The sequence below is a fragment of the Cellulomonas iranensis NBRC 101100 = JCM 18110 genome, from assembly GCF_001552375.1.
GTDB lineage: Bacteria > Actinomycetota > Actinomycetes > Actinomycetales > Cellulomonadaceae > Cellulomonas > Cellulomonas iranensis.
Genome location: NZ_BCRB01000008.1, coordinates 53,700 through 77,743, shown reverse-complemented (window position 1 = coordinate 77,743; position 24,044 = coordinate 53,700). Strand labels below are relative to the sequence as shown.

20 protein-coding genes are annotated in these 24,044 nt (G+C 75.3%); 15 read left to right on the top strand and 5 right to left on the bottom strand.

Annotated features, from left to right (window positions below):
* The coding region (locus tag CS2_RS02765; protein ID WP_070318796.1) for a RelA/SpoT family protein at nucleotides 1-2,349 on the top strand (2,349 nt) is incomplete at its 5' end.
* Here CS2_RS02765 and CS2_RS02760 read toward each other — a convergent pair.
* From CS2_RS02760 to CS2_RS02750, 3 genes are all read right to left on the bottom strand, one after another.
* Entirely contained in the window at nucleotides 2,298-2,987 is a 690-nt protein-coding gene (locus CS2_RS02760) for a hypothetical protein (RefSeq protein ID WP_070318791.1), read from the bottom strand. The two genes, CS2_RS02765 and CS2_RS02760, sit on opposite strands and share 52 nt — an antisense overlap.
* Before the next feature lie 64 nt (nucleotides 2,988-3,051).
* Nucleotides 3,052-4,884: a DUF349 domain-containing protein gene (locus tag CS2_RS02755; protein ID WP_070318790.1), complete on the bottom strand. Its 1,833-nt coding sequence runs from the start codon at nucleotides 4,882-4,884 to the stop codon at nucleotides 3,052-3,054.
* Nucleotides 4,881-5,651: a peptidylprolyl isomerase gene (locus CS2_RS02750; protein WP_046528338.1), complete on the bottom strand. Its 771-nt coding sequence runs from the start codon at nucleotides 5,649-5,651 to the stop codon at nucleotides 4,881-4,883. Before CS2_RS02750 ends, CS2_RS02755 begins: the two co-directional genes overlap by 4 nt.
* Before the next feature lie 182 nt (nucleotides 5,652-5,833).
* Here CS2_RS02750 and CS2_RS02745 point away from each other — a divergent pair, with 182 nt between their 5' ends.
* The 6 genes from CS2_RS02745 to CS2_RS02720 all read left to right on the top strand — a co-directional run bounded on the left by CS2_RS02745 (nucleotide 5,834) and on the right by CS2_RS02720 (nucleotide 12,573).
* A complete protein-coding gene (locus CS2_RS02745; protein ID WP_070318789.1) occupies nucleotides 5,834-6,556 on the top strand; it encodes an MBL fold metallo-hydrolase in 723 nt (240 codons plus the stop codon).
* Between the two features lie 56 nt (nucleotides 6,557-6,612).
* Nucleotides 6,613-7,986, top strand: a complete 1,374-nt coding sequence (gene hisS, locus CS2_RS02740) for a histidine--tRNA ligase (RefSeq protein WP_070318788.1) — start codon at nucleotides 6,613-6,615, stop codon at nucleotides 7,984-7,986.
* Between the two features lie 172 nt (nucleotides 7,987-8,158).
* Nucleotides 8,159-8,797: a hypothetical protein gene (locus tag CS2_RS02735; RefSeq protein WP_070318795.1), complete on the top strand. Its 639-nt coding sequence runs from the start codon at nucleotides 8,159-8,161 to the stop codon at nucleotides 8,795-8,797.
* Nucleotides 8,798-8,828: 31 nt separating this feature from the next.
* Nucleotides 8,829-9,878: an Rv2578c family radical SAM protein gene (locus CS2_RS02730; protein WP_070318787.1), complete on the top strand. Its 1,050-nt coding sequence runs from the start codon at nucleotides 8,829-8,831 to the stop codon at nucleotides 9,876-9,878.
* 128 nt (nucleotides 9,879-10,006) lie between these two features.
* Nucleotides 10,007-11,806, top strand: coding sequence for an aspartate--tRNA ligase (aspS, locus tag CS2_RS02725; protein ID WP_070318786.1), 1,800 nt, complete (start codon nucleotides 10,007-10,009; stop codon nucleotides 11,804-11,806).
* Nucleotides 11,803-12,573 carry a GNAT family N-acetyltransferase gene (locus tag CS2_RS02720; RefSeq protein WP_070318785.1) on the top strand — a complete coding sequence of 257 codons (771 nt, stop codon included), beginning with the start codon at nucleotides 11,803-11,805 and terminating at the stop codon, nucleotides 12,571-12,573. Before aspS ends, CS2_RS02720 begins: the two co-directional genes overlap by 4 nt.
* A gap of 13 nt (nucleotides 12,574-12,586) precedes the next feature.
* On the opposite strand, the gene CS2_RS02715 is transcribed toward CS2_RS02720, so the two are convergent.
* Together CS2_RS02715 and CS2_RS02710 are read right to left on the bottom strand one after the other, a co-directional pair.
* Nucleotides 12,587-12,964: a hypothetical protein gene (locus tag CS2_RS02715; protein ID WP_070318784.1), complete on the bottom strand. Its 378-nt coding sequence runs from the start codon at nucleotides 12,962-12,964 to the stop codon at nucleotides 12,587-12,589.
* A 57-nt stretch (nucleotides 12,965-13,021) separates the two neighbouring features.
* Entirely contained in the window at nucleotides 13,022-15,253 is a 2,232-nt protein-coding gene (locus CS2_RS02710) for an MMPL family transporter (protein WP_070318783.1), read from the bottom strand.
* A 108-nt stretch (nucleotides 15,254-15,361) separates the two neighbouring features.
* On the opposite strand from CS2_RS02710, the gene CS2_RS02705 reads away from it, so the two are divergent.
* The 8 genes from CS2_RS02705 (at nucleotide 15,362) to CS2_RS02670 (ending at nucleotide 24,021) form a co-directional block, all read left to right on the top strand.
* Entirely contained in the window at nucleotides 15,362-16,741 is a 1,380-nt protein-coding gene (locus CS2_RS02705; RefSeq protein WP_070318794.1) for a replication-associated recombination protein A, read from the top strand.
* 292 nt (nucleotides 16,742-17,033) lie between these two features.
* Nucleotides 17,034-17,660 (top strand): 30S ribosomal protein S4, encoded by a 627-nt coding sequence (gene rpsD / locus CS2_RS02700; protein ID WP_052748197.1) that lies wholly within the window; start codon nucleotides 17,034-17,036, stop codon nucleotides 17,658-17,660.
* Nucleotides 17,661-17,846: 186 nt separating this feature from the next.
* Entirely contained in the window at nucleotides 17,847-18,206 is a 360-nt protein-coding gene (locus CS2_RS02695) for a DUF948 domain-containing protein (protein ID WP_046528345.1), read from the top strand.
* Entirely contained in the window at nucleotides 18,203-18,589 is a 387-nt protein-coding gene (locus CS2_RS02690; protein ID WP_046528346.1) for a hypothetical protein, read from the top strand. The genes CS2_RS02695 and CS2_RS02690 overlap by 4 nt, the downstream gene beginning before the upstream one ends.
* Nucleotides 18,590-18,680: 91 nt before the next feature.
* Nucleotides 18,681-21,374 (top strand): alanine--tRNA ligase, encoded by a 2,694-nt coding sequence (gene alaS, locus CS2_RS02685; RefSeq protein WP_070318782.1) that lies wholly within the window; start codon nucleotides 18,681-18,683, stop codon nucleotides 21,372-21,374.
* Complete coding sequence (gene ruvX / locus CS2_RS02680) at nucleotides 21,367-21,924, top strand: Holliday junction resolvase RuvX (protein WP_046528348.1); 558 nt, start codon at nucleotides 21,367-21,369, stop codon at nucleotides 21,922-21,924. Before alaS ends, ruvX begins: the two co-directional genes overlap by 8 nt.
* A gap of 37 nt (nucleotides 21,925-21,961) precedes the next feature.
* Complete coding sequence (gene mltG / locus CS2_RS02675) at nucleotides 21,962-23,179, top strand: endolytic transglycosylase MltG (RefSeq protein ID WP_233421042.1); 1,218 nt, start codon at nucleotides 21,962-21,964, stop codon at nucleotides 23,177-23,179.
* A complete protein-coding gene (locus CS2_RS02670; RefSeq protein WP_070318780.1) occupies nucleotides 23,176-24,021 on the top strand; it encodes a shikimate dehydrogenase in 846 nt (281 codons plus the stop codon). The genes mltG and CS2_RS02670 overlap by 4 nt, the downstream gene beginning before the upstream one ends.
* Nucleotides 24,022-24,044 lie beyond the last annotated feature (23 nt).

Below are 24,044 nucleotides of genomic sequence, written 5' to 3'. Positions count from 1 at the left end.
CCCGCGACCCCGCCGCGCGGCGCGCACGGCGCCCCGGCCACACCCTCCACGGGCACGGCGCGGCAGGGCGAGCCGGAACCCTCGACGGGCTCGACGAGCCGCGTGCGGGCCCGTCTCGCGCGGCTGTCGGGCAGGTCCGGTCCGGCGTACCCCGCCCTCGAGCCGGTGCTGCAGGCCGTCCGCACCAACCACCCGAAGGCCGACCTCACCGGCATCGAGCAGGCCTACGTCGTCGCCGAGCAGGCGCACCGCGGGCAGCTGCGCAAGAGCGGCGACCCGTACATCACGCACCCGGTCGCGGTCGCGACGATCCTCGCCGAGCTGGGCATGACGCCCTCGACGCTCGTCGCCGCGCTGCTGCACGACACCGTCGAGGACACCGACTACTCGCTCGACCAGCTGCGCCGCGAGTTCGGGCCCGAGGTCGCGATGCTGGTCGACGGTGTCACGAAGCTCGACAAGGTCGCGTACGGCGACGCGGCGCAGGCCGAGACGGTGCGCAAGATGGTCGTCGCGATGTCGCGTGACATCCGCGTGCTCGTCATCAAGCTCGCGGACCGCCTGCACAACGCGCGGACGTGGAAGTTCGTGTCGTCGGCGTCCGCCGAGAAGAAGGCCCGCGAGACCCTCGAGATCTACGCGCCGCTCGCGCACCGGCTCGGCATGAACACGATCAAGTGGGAGCTCGAGGACCTGTCGTTCGCGACGCTGTACCCCAAGGTCTACGACGAGATCGTGCACCTCGTCGCCGAGCGGGCCCCCGCGCGCGAGGAGTACCTCGCGACCGTGCGGGAGCAGGTCGGGACGGACCTGCGCGCCGCGAAGATCAAGGCGACGGTCACGGGCCGCCCGAAGCACTACTACTCGATCTACCAGAAGATGATCGTGCGCGGCCGCGACTTCGCAGACATCTACGACCTCGTGGGCGTGCGCGTCCTGGTCGACACGGTGCGCGACTGCTACGCGGCACTCGGTGCGCTGCACGCGCGGTGGAACCCGGTCCCCGGCCGGTTCAAGGACTACATCGCGATGCCCAAGTTCAACCTCTACCAGTCGCTGCACACGACCGTGATCGGGCCGGGCGGCAAGCCCGTCGAGATCCAGATCCGCACGCACGACATGCACCGCCGGGCCGAGTACGGCGTCGCGGCGCACTGGAAGTACAAGGAGACGGCCAAGAGCGGCCAGCCGGACACGGCGGGCAACGACATGACGTGGCTGCGTCAGCTCGTCGACTGGCAGCGCGAGACGGCCGACCCCACCGAGTTCCTCGACCTGCTGCGCGACGAGATCGCCGGGGCCGAGGTCTACGTCTTCACGCCCAAGGGCGACGTGCAGGCGCTGCCGTCCGGCGCCACACCGGTCGACTTCGCGTACGCCGTCCACACCGACGTCGGTCACCGCACCATGGGTGCGCGCGTCAACGGTCGCCTCGTGCCGCTGGACTCGGTCCTCGAGAACGGCGACGTCGTCGAGGTCTTCACCTCGCGCTCCGAGACCGCCGGCCCCAGCCGCGACTGGCTCGCGTTCGTCAAGAGCCCCCGCGCGCGCAACAAGATCCGCCAGTGGTTCACCAAGGAGCGGCGCGAGGAGGCGATCGAGCACGGCAAGGACGCCATCGCCAAGGCGATGCGCAAGCAGAACCTGCCGATCCAGCGCCTCATGTCGCACGAGGCCCTCGTCGCGCTCGCGCACGAGATGCGGTACGCCGACGTCTCCGCGCTGTACGCGGCCGTGGGCGAGGGGCAGGCGTCGGCCGCGTCGGTCGTTCAGCGGCTCGTGCACTCGCTCGGCGGCGAGCCCGCCGCCGAGGAGGACATCGCCGAGACCGCGCGTCCGGGCGCGACCGCGCGGCGCGTGCGCACCGGCGACCCGGGCGTGGTCGTCAAGGGCGTCGGCGACGTGTGGGTCAAGCTCGCGAAGTGCTGCACGCCCGTGCCGGGCGACGACATCGTCGGCTTCGTGACGCGCGGTGCCGGCGTCTCGGTCCACCGCTCCGACTGCCTCAACGTCGAGGCGCTGCGGAACCAGCCCGAGCGCATCGTCGAGGTGTCCTGGTCGCACACGAGCTCGCAGCTGTTCCTCGTGCAGATCCAGGTCGAGGCGCTCGACCGCTCGCGGCTGCTGTCCGACGTGACGCGCGTGCTGTCCGACCACCACGTCAACATCCTGTCGGCGTCGGTGTCGACGTCCCGCGACCGCGTCGCGCTGTCCCGCTTCGTCTTCGAGATGGCCGAGCCGTCGCACCTCGCGTCGGTGCTGTCCGCCGTGCGTCGCATCGAGGGAGTGTTCGACGTCTACCGGATCACCGGGTCGCGCGGGGCCGAGGAGCCCGCGATCCGCGCCTGAGCGCCACCGGGCGCACGCTCGCCCCCGGCGGTGGTGCGCTCGTCGGCGACCTGCGCGAGGACGTGACGCGCGCGGCGGACGCCGCGGCCGCCGTGCAGGGACGCCGCGGCCCGCGCCGCGCGACCGGTGTCGAGCCCCACGTCGCGCAGCGCCCGCAGCAGCGGCAGCGACTGCGCCGGGGGCAGCCAGCGGGCGACGTCCAGCGCCGTGCGCAGCACCGTGGTCACGCGCACGCCGTCGATCGTCAGGACGTCCGCGTCCGACAGCTCCGCCTCGTGGGTGCGCCGGTCCGGGTGGGGGTCGGGACGTCGCGCACGCGTGCGCACCAGCACGTCCGCCCGCGCGGGGGACGGACCCCCGACGTGCACCCAGACGGCCGTCGCACGGCCGATCACGCCGCGCTCCGGCACGAGCGCGGCCAGCGCGGCGACCCGCACCGCGGGGTCCTCGGTGCACGCCGCCACGCGCGCCGCACCGCCCCACACCGGGGTGATCAGGCCGTCACGGAGCAGCCCGGCCCACTCGAGCGACGACACGTCGGCGCGGTGCACCACCGAGCGGCCGGGGCGCGGCCCCGGACGCAGCTGCCGCAGCGCGCGGGGGACGGCGGGGACGACGGGCGGTGCGGGTGTGCTCACGTACGCAGGATGCCCGCCCGCCTCCCCGGGCGGGGGAGCGGACGGGCATCCTGTGGACGGCGGATCAGCCGCGGGCGTCGTCCGCGGCGCGCTGCACCTGCTCGAGCCACGCGCGACGCGCGTCGAGCGCGGCCTGCGCGTCGGCGATCTTCCGCTGGTCGCCGGCGGCGCGGGCCTTCTCGAGGTCGGCCTCGAGCCCGGCGATGGCCTGCTCGAGCTGTGCCGCCGCTCCCTCGGCGCGGGCACGCGTCTCGGGGTTGGTCCGGCGCCACTGCGCGGAGTCGGCGTCGCGGATCGCGTTCTCGACGGCGCGCATGCGACCCTCGACGCGCTGCAGGTCGGCGCGCGGGACCTTGCCCGCCGCGTCCCAGCGGTCCTGGAGCGAGCGGAGCGCGGCCTTCGCTGCGGCGAGGTCACGCACGGGCAGGAGCGCCTCGGCCTCGACCAGCAGCGCCTCCTTGACCTCGAGGTTGGCGCGGAACTCCTCGTCGACGGCCTGGTTCGCGGCGTCGCGGGCCGCGAAGAACGCGTCCTGCGCCGTGCGGAACCGGGCCCACAGCGCGTCGTCGACCTGGCGGCTGGCGCGGCCCGCGGCCTTCCAGCGCGTCATGAGGTCGCGGTACGCCGCCGACGTGGCACCCCACTCGGTGCTCGTGGACAGCGCCTCGGCCTCCGCGACGAGCTGCTCCTTGGCGGCCTTCGCGTCGGCGTTGCGCGACTCGAGCTCGGCGAAGAAGTGCCGCCGCTCGCGGTCGAACGTCGTGCGCGCGTGGCTGAACCGCTTCCAGAGGGACTCCTCGGTGGGGCGGTCGATGCGCGGGCCCGAGCGCTGCGCGTCCTTCCACTGGTCGAGGAGCGAGCGCAGCTGCTCGCCCGCCGGACGCCACTGGATGCGCGACGGGTCGGTCGCGGCGATCTTCTCGGCCTGCTCGACGATCTGCGTCCGGGCGGCGATCGCGGCCTCGCGGGCCGCGGCGCGCTCGGCCTCGGCCTGGGCGCGTCGCTCGCGCGCACGCTCGCGCAGGCCCTCGAGCCGCGTACGCAGCCCGTCGAGGTCCCCGACCGCAGCGGGCTCGGCGAGCTCCTCGGTGAGACGCGTGAGGGTCTGGTCGATCTCCTTGACCGAGAGGTCGGTCGCGGACAGCCGGGCCTCGAACAGCGCGACCTTGGCCTGCAGGTCGAGGAAGCGCCGCACGTACAGCGCGAGCGCCTCGGGCGCGCTCGCGCCCGGGAACTGGCCCACGACGCGCTCGCCCGCGGCCTCGACGACGTGCACCGTGCCGTCCTCGTCGACGCGACCGAACGTGGCGGCTCGCGCCGCCTCGGCCTCCTCGTCGGGCGTGGGCACCGGCACCGCGGGGGTCGCTGGTGCCGCGGCGCCCGCCGGGCGCGGACCGGGTCGCAGCGAGGCCGGGGTGGGGCGCGGACCGCCCGGGCGGGGACGCGGGCGCGGGGCGCCCGAGGCGACGGGCGCCTCCGCATTGGCGGCGGCCGTCTCCGCCGCCTCCGGCTCGGCCGCGGGCTCCGCCTCGGTGGCCGGTGCCGCGGTCGCCGCCGTCTCCGGTGCCTGCGCGGCGTCCGGTGCGTCGGTGCCCGCAGGCGTCTCGGTGACGTCGGCGGGGGCCTGCGCGGCGTCGCCGTCCGTGCCCTCGACGGGCGTGTCGTCAGCGGGCGTGCTCTCGTCTGGCGTGCTCTCGGCAGGCGCGCCGTCGCCGGGCGCGGCGTCGTCGGACGTCGTCGCGCCCTGCGGCTCGGGAGCGGCGGCCGGCTCGACGGCCTCGGGCGCGTCCTGCACGACGTCGGGCGCGGCCTCGGCCTCGGGTGCCGGCGCGTCACCCGCGAGGGGGGGAGCCTGCTCGGCGTCGTCCACGGACGGCGTCGTCGGGTGCTCGGTCACTGGATCTCCACTCCCTCGATGGTGACGTCGGTGACCGGACGTTCGCTGCCGTCCTGGGTCCCCGCGTCAGCGATGGCCTGCACGACGTCCAGACCGGACGTGATGCGGCCGAACACGGTGTAACCACCCGCCGCGTCGGACGGGATCTGCGAGTCCTCGTAGACGAGGAAGAACTGGGAGCCCATCGAGGCACCGTCGCCGCTGACGCGCGCCATGGCGATGGTGCCCGCCGGGTAGACGTCGTCGGCCGGGGCGTTCTCGACCGGGCCCCACGCGTAGCCCGGGCCGCCCTGGCCGGTCGCCGTCGGGTCGCCGCACTGCAGCACGTGGATGCCGGTCGTGACGAGGCGGTGGCACAGGGTGTCGTCGAAGTAGCCCTCGTCCGCCAGGGTCACGAAGTTCGCGACCGCCTGCGGCGCGGCCGCGCCGTCGAGCTCGACGCCGATCTCACCGGCGGACGTGCGCAGCGTCCCGGTCCACGTGCGGCCCTCGGCGAGCGCCGGGTCGGGCACGGCGCCGCCGTTGCCGGTCCGTGCGGGCAGGGCCGCGGGTGCCGTGGCCGCGCCGGTCGGTGCGGCCTCGACGGGCTCGCCGCCGCGCGTGAGGCCCGCGACCGCGGCGACGCCGATGCCGAGCGCGAGCACCCCGACGACGCCGACGGCGACCGTGCGCGTGCGCCGCTGCCGCGCGCGCTGCGCCTCGACCTGACGCGCCTGCCACTTCTCGTGCCGGCGGTGCGCGTTCTCGCGCTCGCGCTTCGAAGACACCGCTCTCCTCGACTCGTCGTGCCGGCGGGGTGCGCCGTGCCTTCTGCGGCCCGGGCCGTGCGGCCCGGCTCCGGCGGACCTGGTGCCGGACCCCGACAGTCTAGGCAAGGCGGGGCCGTCGCCGTGCACCCGTGCCGCGACGCGCGCGCCGGTGCGTCGCGGCCCTCGTCTAGCGTGGCCGCATGCAGATCCTCACGCTCGTCGCACCGGTCTTCGCGGCACGCTGCTCGGTGGTCGTCGCGGACGACGGCACGTGCGTGGTCGTCGACCCGGGGGCCGGTGCGGGGGAGCAGGTGCGCCGCGCCGTCGCCGAGCGTGACCTGCACCCGCGCGCGGTGCTCGTCACGCACGGGCACGCCGACCACACGTGGGACGCCCCGGCGCTCGCCGACGCGTTCGGCGTGCCGGTGCTGCTGCACGCGGGCGACGCGTACCGGCTCGACGACCCGTTCGGGAGCCTGGGCGTGCTCGACCCGCGGCACGACCCGACCGGTCCGCTCGCGCAGGCGCTGGCCGCCGCGGGCGTCGACCTCGGCTCGTGGCACGCGCCCGCGCACGTCGAGACGTTCGGCACGGCGGACGGCGACCGCTCACCGGACACGGTGCTCGACCTCGGCGGCGTGCGGCTCACGGCCCGGCACGCGCCGGGCCACACCGAGGGCTCGACGCTCTACGTCCTGGGCGACGACGCCCCCGAGCCGGTCGTGCTCAGCGGCGACGTGCTGTTCGCCGGGAGCGTCGGGCGCACCGACCTGCCCGGCGGCGACCCGGCCGCGATGGCGACCACGCTGCGCGACGTCGTCGGTGCCCTGCCGCGCGCCGCGCGCGTGCTGCCCGGGCACGGCCCCGCGACCGACGTGGCGACCGAGCTCGCCACCAACCCGTACCTGCGCGCCGTGCGCTGACGACCGGCCCGCGGACCGTGCACGAGGCGCTCCGCACGTCTGGGATCATCGGAGCCATGGCGCGACCCACACCCCTGTCCGGATTCCCCGAGTGGCTGCCCGAGGGGCGCATCGTCGAGCAGCACGTGCTCGACGTGCTGCGCCGCACGTTCGAGCTCCACGGGTTCGCGGGCATCGAGACGCGGGCCGTCGAGCCGCTCGACCAGCTGCTGCGCAAGGGCGAGACCTCCAAGGAGGTCTACGTGCTGCGCCGGCTCCAGGAGGACCCGGACGCACCCGCCGAGCGCGCCGGGCAGCTCGGCCTGCACTTCGACCTCACCGTGCCGTTCGCGCGGTACGTGCTCGAGAACGCCGGGCACCTCGCGTTCCCGTTCCGGCGCTACCAGATCCAGAAGGTCTGGCGCGGCGAGCGCCCGCAGGACGGCCGGTTCCGGGAGTTCGTGCAGGCGGACATCGACGTGGTCGGCGCGGGCGCGCTGCCGTACCACTACGAGGTCGAGCTCCCGCTCGTCATGGCCGACGCGCTCGGCGCGCTGCGGGACCTCGGCGTGCCGCCCGTGCGGATCCTCGTGAACAACCGCAAGGTCGCCGAGGGGTTCTACCGCGGCCTCGGGCTCGACGTCGTCGAGGCCGTCCTGCGCGGCATCGACAAGCTCGACAAGATCGGCCCCGACGCCGTCGCCGAGCTGCTCGTGGCCGAGGCCGGCGCGTCCGCCGCGCAGGCCGCCGCGTGCCTCGAGCTCGCGGGCGTCCGCGGCGAGGACGCCACGGTCGTCGACCGCGTCCGCGAGATCGCGGCACGGCACGACGCGTCCACCGACCTGCTCGAGGAGGGGCTCGCCGAGCTCGGTGCGCTCGTCGCCGCGGCGGCCGAGCGGGCGCCGGGCGTGGTGGTCGCCGACCTGCGCATCGCGCGCGGCCTCGACTACTACACGGGGTCGGTCTACGAGACCGTGCTCGTCGGCCACGAGGACCTCGGCTCGATCTGCTCGGGCGGGCGCTACGACACGCTCGCGTCCGACGGCGCGACCACCTACCCCGGGGTCGGCCTGTCGATCGGCGTCTCGCGGCTCGTGTCGCGTCTGCTCTCGGCCGGCCTCGTGCGCGCGACCCGCTCGGTGCCGACCGCCGTGCTCGTCGCCGTCACGAGCGAGGAGCGGCGCGCGCAGTCCGACGCCGTCGCGGCCGCGCTGCGCGCGCGCGGCGTGCCGACGGAGGTCGCGCCCAGCGCCGCGAAGTTCGGCAAGCAGATCCGCCACGCCGACCGGCGCGGCATCCCGTTCGTGTGGTTCGTCGGCGACACCACCGACGACGGCGCGCCGCGGCAGGACGAGGTGAAGGACATCCGCTCGGGCGAGCAGGTCGTCGCCGACGCCGCGTCGTGGACGCCGCCCGCCGAGGACCTCCTGCCGCGCGTCGTCGCGGGCTGACCGGGCGCGCCGGCCTCGACCGCCGACCGGCGCGGGCACGCGTCGGGATCGGCCACCGACGGACAGGCGTGCGGTGCGGGGGGCACCGGCGCGCACGTGTCCGCCGGGCCGTCCCGCCGTCCGTCGGCGGTGCCGGCGCGCGCCGGGGACCCGGCGTGCCTAGCGTGTGCGCGTGACCCCGCGCGAGCACGTCCCCGCCACCGGTCCGCTCACGCTGCGCGGCCACATCGCCGGCGTCGGCACGGCCGAGGGCACGCGACTCGTGGTCGGGCGCTGGCTGCGGTCACCGCTCGGCGCGTTCGCCGACGTCATGGTCGAACGACCCGACGGCACACGTGTGCTGCTCGCGCCACGGCCCGACGTCGCGGCGCTCGTCGAGCGGCTGTACACGTTCGACGCGGTCCACCTGGTCGACGTGCGCGTCGTCCCCGACGCGGACGCCCGCACGTGGACCGTCGTCGCGGGGCCGCTCGACGCGCGTCTGACGGTGGGCGCCCGCACGGCCGTCGGGGTCGCGCTGCGCGCGCTGCCGCCCCGCCTGGTCGACCTGCCGCTGACGGCCCCGGTGGTGGACGCCGTCGCGGGCCTGGTCGTGCCGGGCGTCCGCACGCGCGGCACGGGGCGCGACGGCTCGCCCGAGACCTACGCCGCGCGCGACCAGCACGCGGTGGTCGCGCTCGAGGCCACGTGGGGCGGCCGCGCGCTCGGGCCGCTGCGCCGCGTCGAGCCGGCCGTGCGGTTCGGCTTCTCGTCGGCGCCTGCGGCGCCGACGGTCACGGCGGTCGCCGTCCGCATCGGGACACCTCGTTGACATCGGTTCGAACACGTGTTCGACTCGTGCGGTGCGATGGGACGCCCAGAAGACCCAGGAGGTCGACGCCGGTGCGCTGCCGGGCCTCGAGCTGCGGGCCCTGCCCGGCCTGGTGCGCAGCGTCCGCACGCCCGACTTCGCGGGCGTGACGTTCCACGAGGTGCTGTGCCGCAGCGCGCTCAACCGCGTCCCTGACGCCTCCGCCGTGCCGTTCCGGTGGACCGTCAACCCGATGCGCGGGTGCCTGCACGCGTGCGCCTACTGCTTCGCCCGGCCCACGCACGAGTACCTCGACCTGGACGCCGGCCGCGACTTCGAGACGCAGATCGTCGTCAAGACCAACGTCGTCGAGGTGCTGCGCGCCGAGGTCACCCGGGCGTCCTGGCGGCGCGAGCACGTCGCCCTCGGCACCAACACCGACCCCTACCAGCGCGCCGAGGGGCGCTACCGGCTCATGCCCGGGATCATCGACGCGCTCGCGGGCTCCGGCACGCCGCTGTCGGTCCTCACCAAGGGCACGTTGCTGCGGCGCGACCTGCCGCAGCTGGGCGACGTGGTGGCCGCCGGTGGCGCCGTCGCGGTCAGCGTGTCCCTCGCGACGGTCGACGAGGAGCTCCAGGCCGCGCTCGAGCCCGGCACGCCCACGCCGCGCGCGCGGCTCGAGCTGGTGCGGGCGGCACGCGACGCGGGACTCGCGTGCGGCGTGCTCGTCGCGCCCGTGCTGCCGTGGCTGACCGACGACGACGAGCACCTCGACGCGCTGCTGCGCGCCGTCCGTGACGCCGGCGCGACGTCGGTGACCGTCCTCGCGCTGCACCTGCGCGGTGCGGTGAAGGCCGTGATGGGGGACTGGCTGCGCACCCACCGGCCCGCGCTGCTGCCGCGGTACCGGCGCCTGTACGGCGACGGCGCGTACGTCCCGCGCGACTACCAGCGCTGGCTCGACGCGCGCGTCGCACCCGCGCTCGCGCGGCACGGCTTCGGCGCGGGCGAGGACCGTCGGGCGTGGCGCGCGCGGGCGGGCGGGGCCGGGGAGGCCGACCGGGTCGAGGCGGCGGCGCCCGTGCCGACCCTGTTCTGACGCCGGCCGTGCGCCGTGGCGCGGCCCGGTGGCGGGCGAATGCGTGCGGCCCGCGACCCTGCGGCGCGACTAGGATCGTCCGGACGCCCGACCGGGCGTCGTGCACCCGACCCGAAGGACCTCCTCCCGTGCTGCGCACCCACACCGCCGGCTCGCTGCGAGCCGAGCACATCGGCACCACCGTCACCCTCACGGGCTGGGTGGACCGGCGGCGCGATCACGGCGGCGTGGCGTTCGTCGACCTGCGGGACGCGTCGGGCATCGCCCAGGTCGTCATCCGCGACGAGGCCGTCGCGCACGGCCTGCGGGCCGAGTACGTGCTGCAGGTCACCGGCGAGGTCGGGCGACGCCCCGAGGGCAACGAGAACGCGAACCTCGCGACGGGCGAGGTCGAGGTCGTCGCGCACGAGGTCGTCGTGCTCAACGAGTCCGCGCCGCTGCCCTTCCAGGTGTCCGCGTCGGTCGACGAGCCGGTCGGCGAGGAGGCGCGTCTGCGCTACCGCTACCTCGACCTGCGCCGCCAGGGCCCCGCGCACGCGCTGCGCCTGCGCGCCCAGGTGAGCCAGGCCGCGCGCCGCGTGCTCGACGACCGCGGCTTCGTCGAGGTCGAGACCCCGACGCTCACGCGCTCGACCCCCGAGGGCGCGCGCGACTTCGTCGTGCCCGCGCGCCTCGCGCCGGGCTCCTGGTACGCGCTCCCGCAGTCGCCGCAGCTGTTCAAGCAGCTGCTCATGGTCGCGGGCCTCGAGCGCTACTACCAGATCGCGCGCTGCTACCGCGACGAGGACTTCCGCGCCGACCGGCAGCCCGAGTTCACGCAGCTCGACGTCGAGGCCAGCTTCGTCGACCAGGACGACGTCATCGAGCTCGCCGAGGCCGTCCTCACCGCGCTGTGGCGGCTCATCGGCCACGAGATCACCACGCCGATCCCGCGCATGACCTACGCCGACGCGATGGAGCGCTACGGCACCGACAAGCCCGACCTGCGGTTCGGGCTCGAGCTGACGGACCTCACGTCGTACTTCGCGGAGACGCCGTTCCGCGTGTTCCAGGCGCCGTACGTGGGCGCGGTCGTCCAGCCGGGCGGGGCGAGCACGCCGCGCCGCGGGTTCGACGCGTGGCAGGAGTGGGCCAAGCAGCGCGGCGCCAAGGGCCTGGCCTACGTCACGGTGGGCGAGGACGGCGAGCTCGGCGGCCCGGTCGCCAAGAACATCACCGACGCCGAGCGGGCCGGCCTCGCGGCCGCGGTCGGCGCGCAGCCCGGCGACGCGGTGTTCTTCGCCGCCGGGAAGGCGACGGAGGCCCGCGCGCTGCTGGGCGCCGCCCGCCTGGAGATCGGCCGCCGCGGCGGGCTGATCGACGAGGACGCGTGGTCGTTCGTGTGGGTCGTCGACGCCCCGCTGTTCAAGCCGACGGGCGAGGACGACGACGTCGCGGTCGGCGGCGGCGCGTGGACCGCCGTGCACCACGCGTTCACCTCGCCCACCCCCGAGTGGGTCGACCGCTTCGAGGAGGACCCGGGGGCCGCGCTCGCGTACGCGTACGACATCGTGTGCAACGGCAACGAGATCGGCGGCGGCTCGATCCGTATCCACCGCCGTGACGTGCAGCAGCGCGTGTTCGAGGTCATGGGCATCGGCCCCGAGGAGGCCCAGGAGAAGTTCGGCTTCCTGCTCGACGCGTTCCAGTTCGGCGCGCCGCCGCACGGCGGGATCGCGTTCGGCTGGGACCGCATCACGGCCCTGCTGACGCGCTCGGAGTCCATCCGCGAGGTCATCGCGTTCCCCAAGTCGGGCGGCGGCTACGACCCGCTGACGGGTGCCCCCGCGCCGATCTCGGTCGAGCAGCGGCGCGAGACCGGCGTCGACGCGAAGCCGAAGCAGCCGAAGGCGGCGGACGCGGCGCCCGAGGCACCCGCCACCGCGTGACCGACGGGCTCCTCGCCCGGCTGCCCGCGGCCCTGCGCACCCGGCGCGACGTCCTGTCCGACCGGGAGCGCTGGGCCGCGGCGTGCGTCGTGGCGTCCGACGACCACGCGGCCGTCCTCGTGCGCGACGTCGGGGACGGGCCCGCCGTGTGGGCGGTCGGCGACCCGGGGTCCCTCGCGACGCTGCTCCCGCCGGCGTTGGTCGCGCACGCGGCGGGGGCGCGGTGGGTCACCGCACCGCGCGACGTGCCGGTCCCGCCCGAGGCGCTCGCGGCCGCGGGCGTCGTGCGCCGCACGGCGTGGGACCGGTTGACGAGCGCCGCACCGCCGCGGCCAGTGGAGGGCGAGGGCGCCGTGCGTGCGCTCGACCCGGACCGCGACGCCCCGGCGATCGCCGCGTGCCTGGACGCCGCCAACCCCACGACGCAGGCGCGGCCCGGCGCCGACGACGACGCAGCCTGGTGGGGCGTCGAGGGCGATCACGACGACCTGCTCGGCGTGATCGGCGTCGCGTGGCGCGGCGGCGTGGACGGCGCGCGCTCGGTCCACCTGCACGGCCTCGGCGTCGTGCCCGCGGCACGCGGCCGGGGCCTGGGGACCGCGCTCACCGCCGTCGCGACGCGACGCGCCCTCGAGGGCGGGGCGCCGTGGGCGTCGCTCGGGATGTACGCGGACAACGCGGCCGCGCGGCACGTGTACCAGTCGCTCGGGTTCGCGGTCGACGTCGAGAACGCCGGCTACGGGCCGCCGGGCGCCGACCGCCCCTGAGCGGGGCGCACCGTCACCACCGGCGAGGAGCCTCCTCGCCGGACCCGAGCGTGAGGTGCGGACGGGGCGCCTCGTCGAGCTCGGGGACGCCCATCCAGGTGCCGTCGCCGTCGTCGACCGACAGCTGCTGCGGCCGCGCGTGGAACGACCGGCGCCACTGGAACCACAGCACGGGCACCAGCAGGATCACGAGCAGCGACCCGTCCAGGAACACCAGGGCGGCGGACTTGCGCGTCGTCGCGTCGGTCGAGCTCGTCAGGACGAGGATGTGCGTCGTGATCGCCACGACGACGGCCGCGACCGCGAGGGTCCACGCGCGGGCGCGCCACCGCAGCCGGCGGTAGGCGGCGGGGTCGGTGGGCGCCAGTCGTGCGAGCGGGATCCGGGCCATCCCGCCTGCCTACCGCACGGCGGCGCCGTGGCGCGTCGGCCGCGCGGGTGACGCGCGTCAGTGCAGGATCGCGAAGCGCTCGTAGAGCCGGCGCAGGGGGCGTGGGGCCCACCAGTTCGCGCGGTCGAGCACCGTCATGGTGGCGGGGACGAGCAGCAGGCGCACGATCGTCGCGTCGATGAGCACGGCGACCGCCAGCGCGAACCCGACCTCCTTGATGACCACGAGGTCGCCCGCGACGAAGCCCGCGAACACCACGACGATGATCGCGGCGGCCGACGTGATGATGCGGCCCGAGCGCTGCAGGCCCAGGCGGACCGCGGCGTCGGTCGCCATGCCCTCGTCGTGCAGCTCCTTCACGCGCGACAGCAGGAAGACCTCGTAGTCCATGGCGAGCCCGAACGCGAACGCGACGACGAGCGCGAGCACGTACGTCTCGATGCCGCCGGGCGACTCGAAGCCGAGCAGGCCCTCGAGATGGCCGTCCTGGAAGCCCCACACCATGACGCCCAGGGCCGCCAGGATCGACAGCGCGTTGGTCAGCAGCGCCTTGACGGGGATCACGACCGACCCGGTCATGAGGAACAGCAGCACGAGGGTCGCGACGCCCACGATCCCCAGCGCGAGCGGCGCGCGTGCGACGAGCGAGGCGGTGAAGTCGATCTGCGACGCGGCCTGCCCGACGACCCAGCGGTCGAACGGCACGTCGGACGCGCGCACCTGGCGGACCACGTCGGCGGCGACGGGGCCTCCCGGGTCGTCGGTCGCGGCGCGGACGCCGATGACGACGTACGAGCCGAGCGGCGCGGGCGGGTCGACGGACGCGACGTCGGGCAGCTCGGCGAGCTCCGCGGCCCACGCCGTCGCGTCCTCGAGGGACGTCGCTGCCACGACCGTGACGGCGGCGGACGACGCGCCGGGGTAGTTCTCCTCGAGGTCCGCCACGTACTCGCGCTGCGCGGTGCCGGCGGGCAGCAGCTCGAGCCCGCTGATCCGCAGCTGCGTGCCGAGCGCGGGGGACGCCAGCAGGCCGAGCACGACGACCGATCCCAGCATGACCCACCACGGGTGCCGCTGGACGCGGGCGGCCAGCGTCGAGAACGCGCCGTCCTCGCGCTGCACGTCCGACGCGCGCCGCAGCACCGGCAGGCGGGACAGCAGCCCGGGGCGCGCGAGGTGCCGGCCCGCGAGCGTGAGCAGCGCGGGGACGAGCGTCACGGCCGTCGCGACCGCGACGAGCACGACGACGACGCCACCGGCACCGATGGCCCGCAGGATCTCGGGTCGGAACACCAGGAGGCCGGCGATCGAGACGGCGACCGTGACGGCCGAGAACACGACGGTGCGTCCGGCGGTGGCCATGGTCCGCTCGACCGCGGTGACGACCGGTCCGTCGCCGCGGCGCCGACGGCTGCCCGCGCCGCCGTCGACGTCGACGAGCCGGTGCAGCTCCTCGCGGAACCGGGACACGACGAGCAGCCCGTAGTCGATCGACAGGCCCAGGCCGAGCACGGTGACGACGTTGACGACGGACGCGTCGACGTCCATGACGTACGTCATCGCGAGTAGCCCGCCGAGGCCGCCCGCGATGGAGGCGAGCGCACCCGCCATGGGCATGGCGGCGGCCAGGAAGCCGCCGAAGACGACGACCATGACGAGCAGCGCGACCGGCAGCGCGACCAGCTCGCCCGTGCGCAGGTCCTGCTCGACCTGGTCGGTGATCTCCTCGACGATGAGGTGCTCGGCCCCCACGACGCCGTGCACGTCGGGCGCGACGGCGCGCAGGTCGCCGGGGACGTCGCGCAGCCGCTGCTCGACGTCCGCCAGCGCCGCGGACTGCGCGTCGGGGCCCAGGTCGGGCGCCAGCTCGACGACCACGAGGAACCCGCGACCGTCCTGCGCGAGCAGCGGTGCCGCCGCGGGGCTCGTCACGCCGCCGGGCAGGACGAACGGGTCGATGACCGACGCGACGTCGTCGAGCGCGGCCAGCTCCGTGCGCGCGGGCTCGAGCGCGGCCGCGACCTCGGGTGCGGCCGGGTCGACGCCCGAGACCACGAGGGTGACGCCCGGGCCCGTCGTGCGCTCGGCGGCGAGGATCTCCTGCCCGCGGGTCGACTCCGCCCCCGGCACGCCGGGTGCGCCGGTGCTCATGCGGTCGAACAGGCTCTCGCCGTGCAGGCCCTGCACGGCGAGGCCGTAGCCGACGACCGTGAGGACCAGCCAGACGACGACCGTCAGGCGCGGGTGGTGGGCGACCGAGCGGCCCAGGCGTGCGAACACGCGGGTCATGGTCGCAGGTCTGCGGCGCCCCGCGCACGTCCCGGCGCCCCGTGGCAGGTCGCGCCGGTGCGCGGCCCCGCGGGGCCGGACGTCGGCACCGGTGCGTACGCTCGCGGCATGGACCTGTTCGACGCGGTCACGTCGACCGCGCAGGGGCTGCCCGCGCCCTCCGCCGGCGCCCCCCTCGCGGTGCGGATGCGTCCGCGCACGCTCGCGGAGGTGGCCGGTCAGGCGCACCTGCTCGTGGCGGGCTCGCCGCTGCGCCGGCTCGTCGAGCCGGCCGACGAGGCCGCGCGGCGCGCGGCGCCGTCGTCCGTGATCCTGTGGGGCCCGCCCGGGACCGGCAAGACGACGCTCGCCTACCTCGTGGCCGCGACGTCGGGCCGGAGGTTCGTGGAGCTGTCGGCCGTGACGGCCGGCGTCAAGGACGTGCGCGCGGTGGTCGAGGACGCGCGTCGGCGGCTCGCGGCGGACGGGTCCGAGACGGTGCTGTTCATCGACGAGGTGCACCGCTTCACCAAGGCCCAGCAGGACGCGCTGCTGCCCAGCGTCGAGAACCGGTGGGTCACGCTCGTCGCGGCGACGACCGAGAACCCGTCGTTCTCGGTGAACTCGCCGCTGCTGTCCCGGTCGCTGCTGCTCACGCTGCAGCCGCTCACGACCGACGACGTGCGGTCCCTGGTGCTGCGCGCGGTCGAGGACGAGCGAGGGCTGGACGCGTCGGTCGTGCTGACCGACGACGCGGCCGACCACCTGCTGCGGCTCGCGGGCGGCGACGCGCGCAAGGCGCTGACGATCCTCGAGGCGGCGGCGGGCGCCGCGCTGGGGGACCGCGACCCGGACGCCGACCCCGCGGAGCCCGCCGTCGTCGACCTGGCGACCATGGAGCGCGCGATCGACGTGGCGGCCGTCCGCTACGACCGTGACGGCGACCAGCACTACGACGTCGTGAGCGCGTTCATCAAGTCGATGCGCGGGTCCGACGTCGACGCGGCGCTGCACTACCTCGCGCGCATGGTCGCCGCGGGGGAGGACCCACGGTTCATCGCCCGGCGCGTCGTGATCGCCGCGTCGGAGGAGGTCGGCATGGCCGACCCGAGCGCGTTGCAGACCGCCGTCGCGGCGGCGCAGGCGGTCGCGCTCATCGGCATGCCGGAGGCGCGGATCATCCTCGCGCAGGCCGTGGTGCACGTCGCGACCGCCCCCAAGTCGAACGCGTCGTACGCGGGCATCAACCGCGCCCTGGAGGACGTGCGTGCGGGCCGCATGGGGACGGTCCCGCCGCACCTGCGGGACGCGCACTACGCCGGCGCGCAGGGGCTCGGGCACGGCAAGGGGTACGTGTACGCGCACGACGAGCCGCACGCCGTGGCGGCGCAGCAGTACCTGCCCGACGAGCTGGTCGGCACCCGGTACTACGAGCCGTCCGACCGGGGGTTCGAGCGGTCGGTGGCCGAGCGGGTGGCGCGCATCCGGGCGATCCTGGGCGACGGCTGACGACGCGAACGGTGCGGGCGCGCCCGTTCGTCTCGAAGGTTCGACACCTGGCGCGAGGCCGTCGCACGACGGGGCCGCGGGTCGGGATTTCCGGTCGCGGCCCCGCGGCGGGTAGCATTGCGGGGTTGCCCGGCGTACGACGCACGGGCGACGTCCCTGGGGCCTCAGCCCGCACCCGTGTTCCGTGCCGGGTGCACCGTGGTCGGCCCCGCACCCGTCGGACGTCCTGTCCGTCCGGACCTCGTCCGGTGCACGGGTGTGATCGTCACGAGACACGACAGGAAGTACAGCTGTGAGCAACGTGACCCGCTCGCGTCGCCAGGTCCGCCTGAGCCGCGCGCTCGGCCTGGCCCTGACGCCCAAGGCCGTCAAGCACTTCGAGAAGCGCCCCTACCCCCCGGGCGAGCACGGCCGTGCGCGCCGCCGCACCGAGTCGGACTACGCCGTCCGGCTGCGCGAGAAGCAGCGGCTGCGCGCGCAGTACGCGCTGCGCGAGAAGCAGCTCGCCAAGGCGTACGAGAACGCCCGCAAGGCCCCGGGCCTGACCGGTGAGGCGCTGGTCGAGGACCTCGAGACGCGTCTCGACGCGCTCGTGCTCCGTGCCGGCTTCGCCCGCACGATCCTGCAGGCGCGCCAGACCGTCACGCACCGTCACGTGCTCGTCGACGGCAAGATCGTGGACCGCCCGTCCTTCCGCGTGAAGGAGGGCCAGACCATCCAGATCAAGCCCAAGTCGCAGGCCACCGTGCCGTTCCAGGTCGCCGCCGCCGGCGCGCACCGCGACGTGCTCCCCGCCGTGCCCGGCTACCTCGAGGTCCAGCTCGAGAAGCTCAGCGCGACGCTCGTGCGCCGCCCGAAGCGCGCCGAGGTCCCCGTGACCTGCGAGGTCCAGCTGGTCGTCGAGTTCTACGCCCGCTGACCCGGCACCGACGGACGCCCCGCCGCGCACCAGCGCCGCGGGGCGTCCGCGTCCCTGCCGCCGGCCGGGGCGCGGCCACGACCGGACCGACGGGTAGGGTGGCGCAGGTCGCGCGGCGCGGGTCGCCGCGCTCCGACGATGTGCGGCGACCGTCGCAGGTGCCGCACGACAGGAGGGGTCGCATCCATGCTCGGTGACGTCGCGGGACTCATCGCCGCGATCGCGTTCGTGCTGCTCGTCGGCCTGCTCGCGGTGCCGCTGCTCAAGCTCGGCAACGTCCTCGACGAGGCGCGCACCTCGGTGCGGGAGCTCACCGACCACTCGCTGCCCGTGCTCGACGAGACCGCCAAGGTCGTGGCGTCGTCCGCCACCCAGATGGACAAGGTCGACACCGTGACGACCGCGGCAGCCCAGGTCGGCGAGAACGTCTCGGCGCTCACCTCGCTCGTCACCGCGACCGTCGGTGCGCCGCTGCTCAAGGTCGCGGCGTTCTCCTACGGCGTGCGCCGCGCCCTGGCCGGCCTGCGTGCGGGCGGCCGCCGATGAGGCGGCTGTTCTGGGTCGGCGTGGGTGTCGCGCTGACCGTGGTCGTGGTCCGCCGCGGCCGACAGCTCGTGGACGCGTACGCACCGGCCGGCTCGGCCGACGCCGTGGACGGCGCGCTGCGGGTCACGCGCGCGCTGCGCGCGGCGCGCGACGACTTCCGGGCCGGGGTCGCCGAGCGCGAGGCCGAGCTGCTCGACGCGCTCGTCGGCGACGTCGACCTCGACGAGCTGCGCGCCACCGCGCCGCGTCGCCGCGCCGAGCTGCGTGACTCCTTCGGGGGGCGCCCGCCGCGCGACGACCTCGCCCGCGACCTCGCCGCGCGCGGCTGGGCCGGCGAGCCGACGCAGGACCCGGACGACGACGAGCACGCCCCCTTCTTCTGACCGGGCCCGCCCCGGCCCCGCGGCCAGCGCGCCGCCCACCACCGAACCTCCCGCCGCCGCCCGGCGACGGCCCCCACCTGACGAGGACGACATGCGCACCGCCGAGATCCGCCAGCGCTGGCTCGACTACTTCGCGAGCAAGGACCACGCCATCGTGCCGTCCGTGCCGCTCATCTCCCCGGACCCGTCGATCCTCTTCACGATCGCCGGCATGGTGCCGTTCATCCCGTACATCCTCGGCACGCAGGACGCCCCCTGGCCCCGGGTCGCCAACGCGCAGAAGTGCATCCGCACCAACGACATCGAGAACGTCGGTCGCACGACGCGGCACGGCACGTTCTTCCAGATGCTCGGCAACTTCTCGTTCGGCGACTACTTCAAGCAGGGCGCGATCGAGCTCGCGTGGGAGTTCCTCACGGGCGACCAGGCGTCGGGCGGCCTGGGCCTGGAAGGCGACCGGCTCTGGGTGACGATCTGGAACGAGGACGCGGAGTCCGCCGACACGCTGCGCCGGGTCGGCGTCGACCCGCGCCACATCGTGCGGCTCACGCGCGAGGAGATCTTCTGGGACACGGGCCAGCCCGGCCCGGCGGGCCCGTGCGCGGAGTGGCACTACGACCGCGGTCCCGAGTTCGGCCCCGACGCGGAGGGCGGCACGGTCGACCCCGGCGGCGACCGCTACCTCGAGATCTGGAACCTCGTGTTCGACCAGTTCGTGCGCGGCGAGGGGCGTGGCAAGGACTACCCGCTGCTCGGCGAGCTCGAGCGCAAGGCCATCGACACCGGCGCCGGGCTCGAGCGCATCGCGTACCTGCTGCAGGGCAAGAACAACCTGTACGAGACCGACGAGGTCTTCCCCGTCATCGAGCGTGCCGCCGAGCTCACCGGGCGCCGCTACGGCGCGGGCGGCGAGGACGACGTCCGGCTGCGTGTCGTGGGCGACCACGTGCGCTCGTCGCTCATGCTCATCGGCGACGGCGTGACGCCGTCGAACGAGGGCCGCGGGTACGTGCTGCGTCGCCTCGTGCGGCGCACGGTGCGGTCGATGCGCCTGCTCGGTGTCGAGGAGGCCGCGCTGCCGGAGCTGCTGCCCGTCAGCCGTGACCTCATGAGCGTGTCGTACCCCGAGGTCGAGCGTGACTTCGACCGCATCGCGCAGGTCGCGTACGGCGAGGAGGACGCGTTCCTGCGGACGCTCACGGCCGGCACGACCATCTTCGAGGGCGCGGTCACCAAGGCGAAGGCCTCGGCGGGCGACGCGGGCGTGGTGCTCACGGGCGACCAGGCGTTCGCGCTGCACGACACCTACGGGTTCCCGATCGACCTCACGCTCGAGATGGCCGCCGAGCACGGCGTCACGGTCGACGAGCAGGCGTTCCGCACGCTCATGCAGGCGCAGCGCGACCGTGCGCGTGCCGACGCGCTCGCCAAGAAGACCGGCCACGCCGACACGAGCGCCTACCAGCAGCTGCACCAGACCCTCAGCACCGACCACGGCGCCCCGGTGCGGTTCGTCGGCTACACCGACACGACCGCGAGCTCGACGGTCGTCGGGCTGCTCGTCGACGGCGTGCCCGCGCCGTCCGCGACCGCGCCCGCGCACGTCCAGGTCGTGCTCGACGTCACCCCGTTCTACGCCGAGGCGGGCGGCCAGCTCGCCGACACCGGCACGATTAGCCTCGAGAACGGCGGCATCGTCGAGGTCGACGACGTGCAGGCGCCGATCAAGGGGCTGTCGGTGCACCACGGGCGGCTCGTCGACGGCACGCTCACGATCGGGGACGCGGGTGTCTCGACGATCGACACCGCGCGCCGTCGCGCGATCGCCCGGGCGCACACCGCGACGCACATGGTGCACAAGGCGCTGCGCGAGGAGCTCGGCGACAACGCCACGCAGGCGGGGTCGGAGAACGCGCCGAGCCGCCTGCGGTTCGACTTCCGCTCGGGTGCGGCCGTGCCGGCGTCCTCGCTGTCGCAGATCGAGGGGCGCGTGAACGAGCGCCTGCAGGACGACCTCGAGGTCACGGACGCGGTCATGGCGATCGACGAGGCCCGTGCGCTCGGCGCGATGGCGCTCTTCGGGGAGAAGTACGGCAACGAGGTGCGCGTCGTGTCGATCGGCGGCGACTGGTCGCGCGAGCTGTGCGCCGGCACGCACGTGCGTCGCTCGGGCGAGCTCGGGCTCGTCACGCTGCTCGGCGAGGCGTCGATCGGCTCGGGCGTGCGACGCGTCGACGCGCTCGTCGGCGACTCGGCGTACGGCTACCAGGCCAAGGAGCGCGCGCTCGTGAGCCAGCTCTCGGGCCTGCTGGGCGCGCGCCCCGACGAGCTCGGGGACCGCGTCTCGTCGCTGCTCACGCGGCTCAAGGAGTCGGAGAAGCAGCTCGCGGCGCTCCAGCAGGCGCAGGTGCTGGCCGCGGCCGGGTCGCTCGCGGCCGGTGCGCAGCAGGTCGGTGCGACGCGCGTCGTCGCGCACGACGCGGGCGAGCTCGCGTCGGGCGACGACCTGCGGACGCTCGCGCTGGACGTCCGCGGGCGGCTGGGGGAGTCCTCCCCGGTGGTCGTCGCGGTCGGCGGCGTCGTCAAGGGCCGCCCCGCGGTGGTCGTCGCGACCAACGCCGCCGCGCGCGAGGCCGGGCACCGCGCCGGGCAGCTCGTGCGCACGGCGTCGGGCGTGCTCGGCGGTGGCGGCGGCGGCAAGGACGACGTCGCGCAGGGCGGCGGCACCGACGCCGCGCGCCTCGGCGAGGCCCTCGAGGGCGTCGTCGCGGCGGTCCGTGGCTGACGGCGGCGACGCCGTCGTCCGTGGCGTGCGCCTCGCGGTCGACGTCGGGACGGTGCGCGTCGGGGTCGCGTCGAGCGACCCCGACGGCCTGCTCGCGACGCCGGTCGAGACCGTCGCGCGGGCGTCCGGCAAGCCGCGGCCGGGTGCCGCGGACGTCGCGCGGATCGCGCACGAGGCGCGCGAACGGGGTGCGGATGTCGTGTACGTCGGACTTCCCCGCCATCTCTCGGGCGCGGAAGGGTCGTCGGCGGGGCTCGCGCGCGCGTACGCTGTCGCACTGGCGCGCGCGGTCGGACCCGTCCAGGTCCGGCTGGTCGACGAGCGGATGAGCACGGTGTCCGCCCATCACGCGCTCCAGGCGTCCGGCCGATCCGGGCGCCGCCACCGGCAGGTCGTCGACCAGGCGGCCGCGGTGGTGATCCTGCAGCAGGCGTTGGACGCGGAGCGGTCCACGGGGCGACGTCCCGGGGAACGGGTCGAGGTCGACCCTGGCCGTGACGCGGCAGCACCAGGGGGCGGTGCGGGCGACGGCACGACGACGGTGGAGTGACGCACACGTGAGCAACCAGACGGAATGGTGGGCCCCCGTGAGGTCGGAAGACGGTTCGCCCGATCTGTTCGGCGGTGACCGCGCGACCCCCGACGGCGGTGCGCAGCCTCCGCGTCGCCGCTCGCGCGCCGCGGGGCGCAAGCGTGAGGAGCGGCTGCGCAAGCAGCGCCGTCGCCGCTCGATCGGCGTCCTGCTCGTCGCGCTCGTGCTGGTGGCCGGGGCCGGGTACGTCGTGTACTCGCTCGTCGGCGGGTCGCTGTTCGGCGGCGACTCGAGCGCGGCGCGCGGCGTCGACGACTACCCCGGCCCGGGCCGCCCCGGCGCTCCCACCATCACCGTGAACGCCGGTGACTCGGGTGCCGTCATGGGCAAGACCCTCGAGGAGGCGGGGATCGTCGCGACCGCGAAGGCGTTCACGGCGGCCTTCAACGCGAACCCCGACGCGTCGAGCATCCAGCCGGGCACCTACCAGCTCCTGCTGGAGATGAAGGCCCAGGACGCGGTGCTCGCGCTCCTCGACCCCAAGAGCCGGGTCTCGACGCGCGTCACCATCCCCGAGAGCTGGACGGTCGAGCAGATCCTCGAGAAGGTCAGCCAGGTCACGACCGTCCCGCTCGACGAGCTGCGTGCCGCTGCCGCCGACCCCGCGGCGATCGGGCTGCCGGCAGAGGCGAACGGCAACGTCGAGGGCTGGCTGTTCCCGTCCACGTACCAGTACGAGCCGGGCACGACGCCGGCGCAGATGGTCGGCCAGATGGTCGCCAAGACGATCGAGGTCCTCACGTCCAAGGGCGTCCCGCAGGACCAGTGGGAGACCGTGCTCATCAAGGCGTCGCTCATCGAGCGCGAGGCGGCGCTCGACGCCGACCGGCCCAAGATGGCGCGCGCGATCGAGAACCGTCTCGAGAAGGGCATGCGCCTGCAGATCGACGCGTCGCTCGCGTACGGTCTCGGCATCCCGGGCACGCAGCTGACGCTGGACATGCTCCAGACGTCGGACAGCCCGTACAACCTCAACCGGGTCACCGGGCTGCCCCCGACGCCGATCGCCGCACCGGGGGAGCCCTCGATCGACGCGGTGCTCAACCCGGCGGACGGTCCGTGGCTGTTCTGGATGACGATCAACCTCGACACCGGCGAGACGCGTTTCGCGACGACGAACGACGAGCACGAGCAGAACCGCGCGCTCTACCGGCAGTGGCAGGCCGAGAAGGCGGCCCAGGAGGCGCAGGGCGACGAGGAGCAGGACGGGTGACGACCGCGGTGCACCGGGCCGCCGTGCTCGGGCACCCGGTCGCGCACTCGCTGTCGCCCGTGCTGCACGCGGCCGCGTACGCCGCGCTCGGGCTCGACGGCTGGCGGTACGACGCGGTCGACGTCACGGAGGACGCGCTCGCGACGTTCCTGCGCGACCTGGACCCGACGTGGGCCGGGCTGAGCCTGACGATGCCGCTCAAGCAGACGGTGCTGCCGCTCCTCGACCACGTGGAGCCGTTGGCGGAGGTCGTGGGTGCCGTGAACACCGTGCTCGTGCACGGCGCGGGTGCCGGCCGCACGCTCACGGGTGCGAACACCGACGTGCACGGTCTGGTGCGGGCGCTCGGGGAGGCGGGCGTCGTCGACGGCGTGCGCACCGGCGCCGTGCTCGGTGCAGGGGCGACCGCCGCGTCGACGCTCGCGGCGCTCGCGCAGCTGGGGTGCACGTCGCCGCGCGTGTACGTGCGCACGCAGGCGCGCGCGGGTGGTCTGCTGCGGGCCGCGCACCGCATGGGCGTCGAGCCCCGGCTGTGCCGGCTCGACGACGCCGCCGCGGAGATCGCGCGCGCCGACGTCGTCGTCAGCACGCTCCCCGCGCACGCGGCGGACGGCGTGGCGGCCGCGCTGCCCGCGTCGGTGCGGGGTGCGCTCCTCGACGTCTGCTACGACCCGAGCCCCACCGCGCTCGGCAGCGCCTGGGCCGCGCGGGGCGGCGCCGTCGTCGGCGGCGAGCGGATGCTGCTGCACCAGGCGGCGGAGCAGGTCCGCCTCATGACCGGTCGGGTCGCGCCACACGACGCGATGGACGCGGCGCTGCGCGGCGCGCTCGCCGCCGCCTGACCCATCGCCGCCGCGGCGTGACG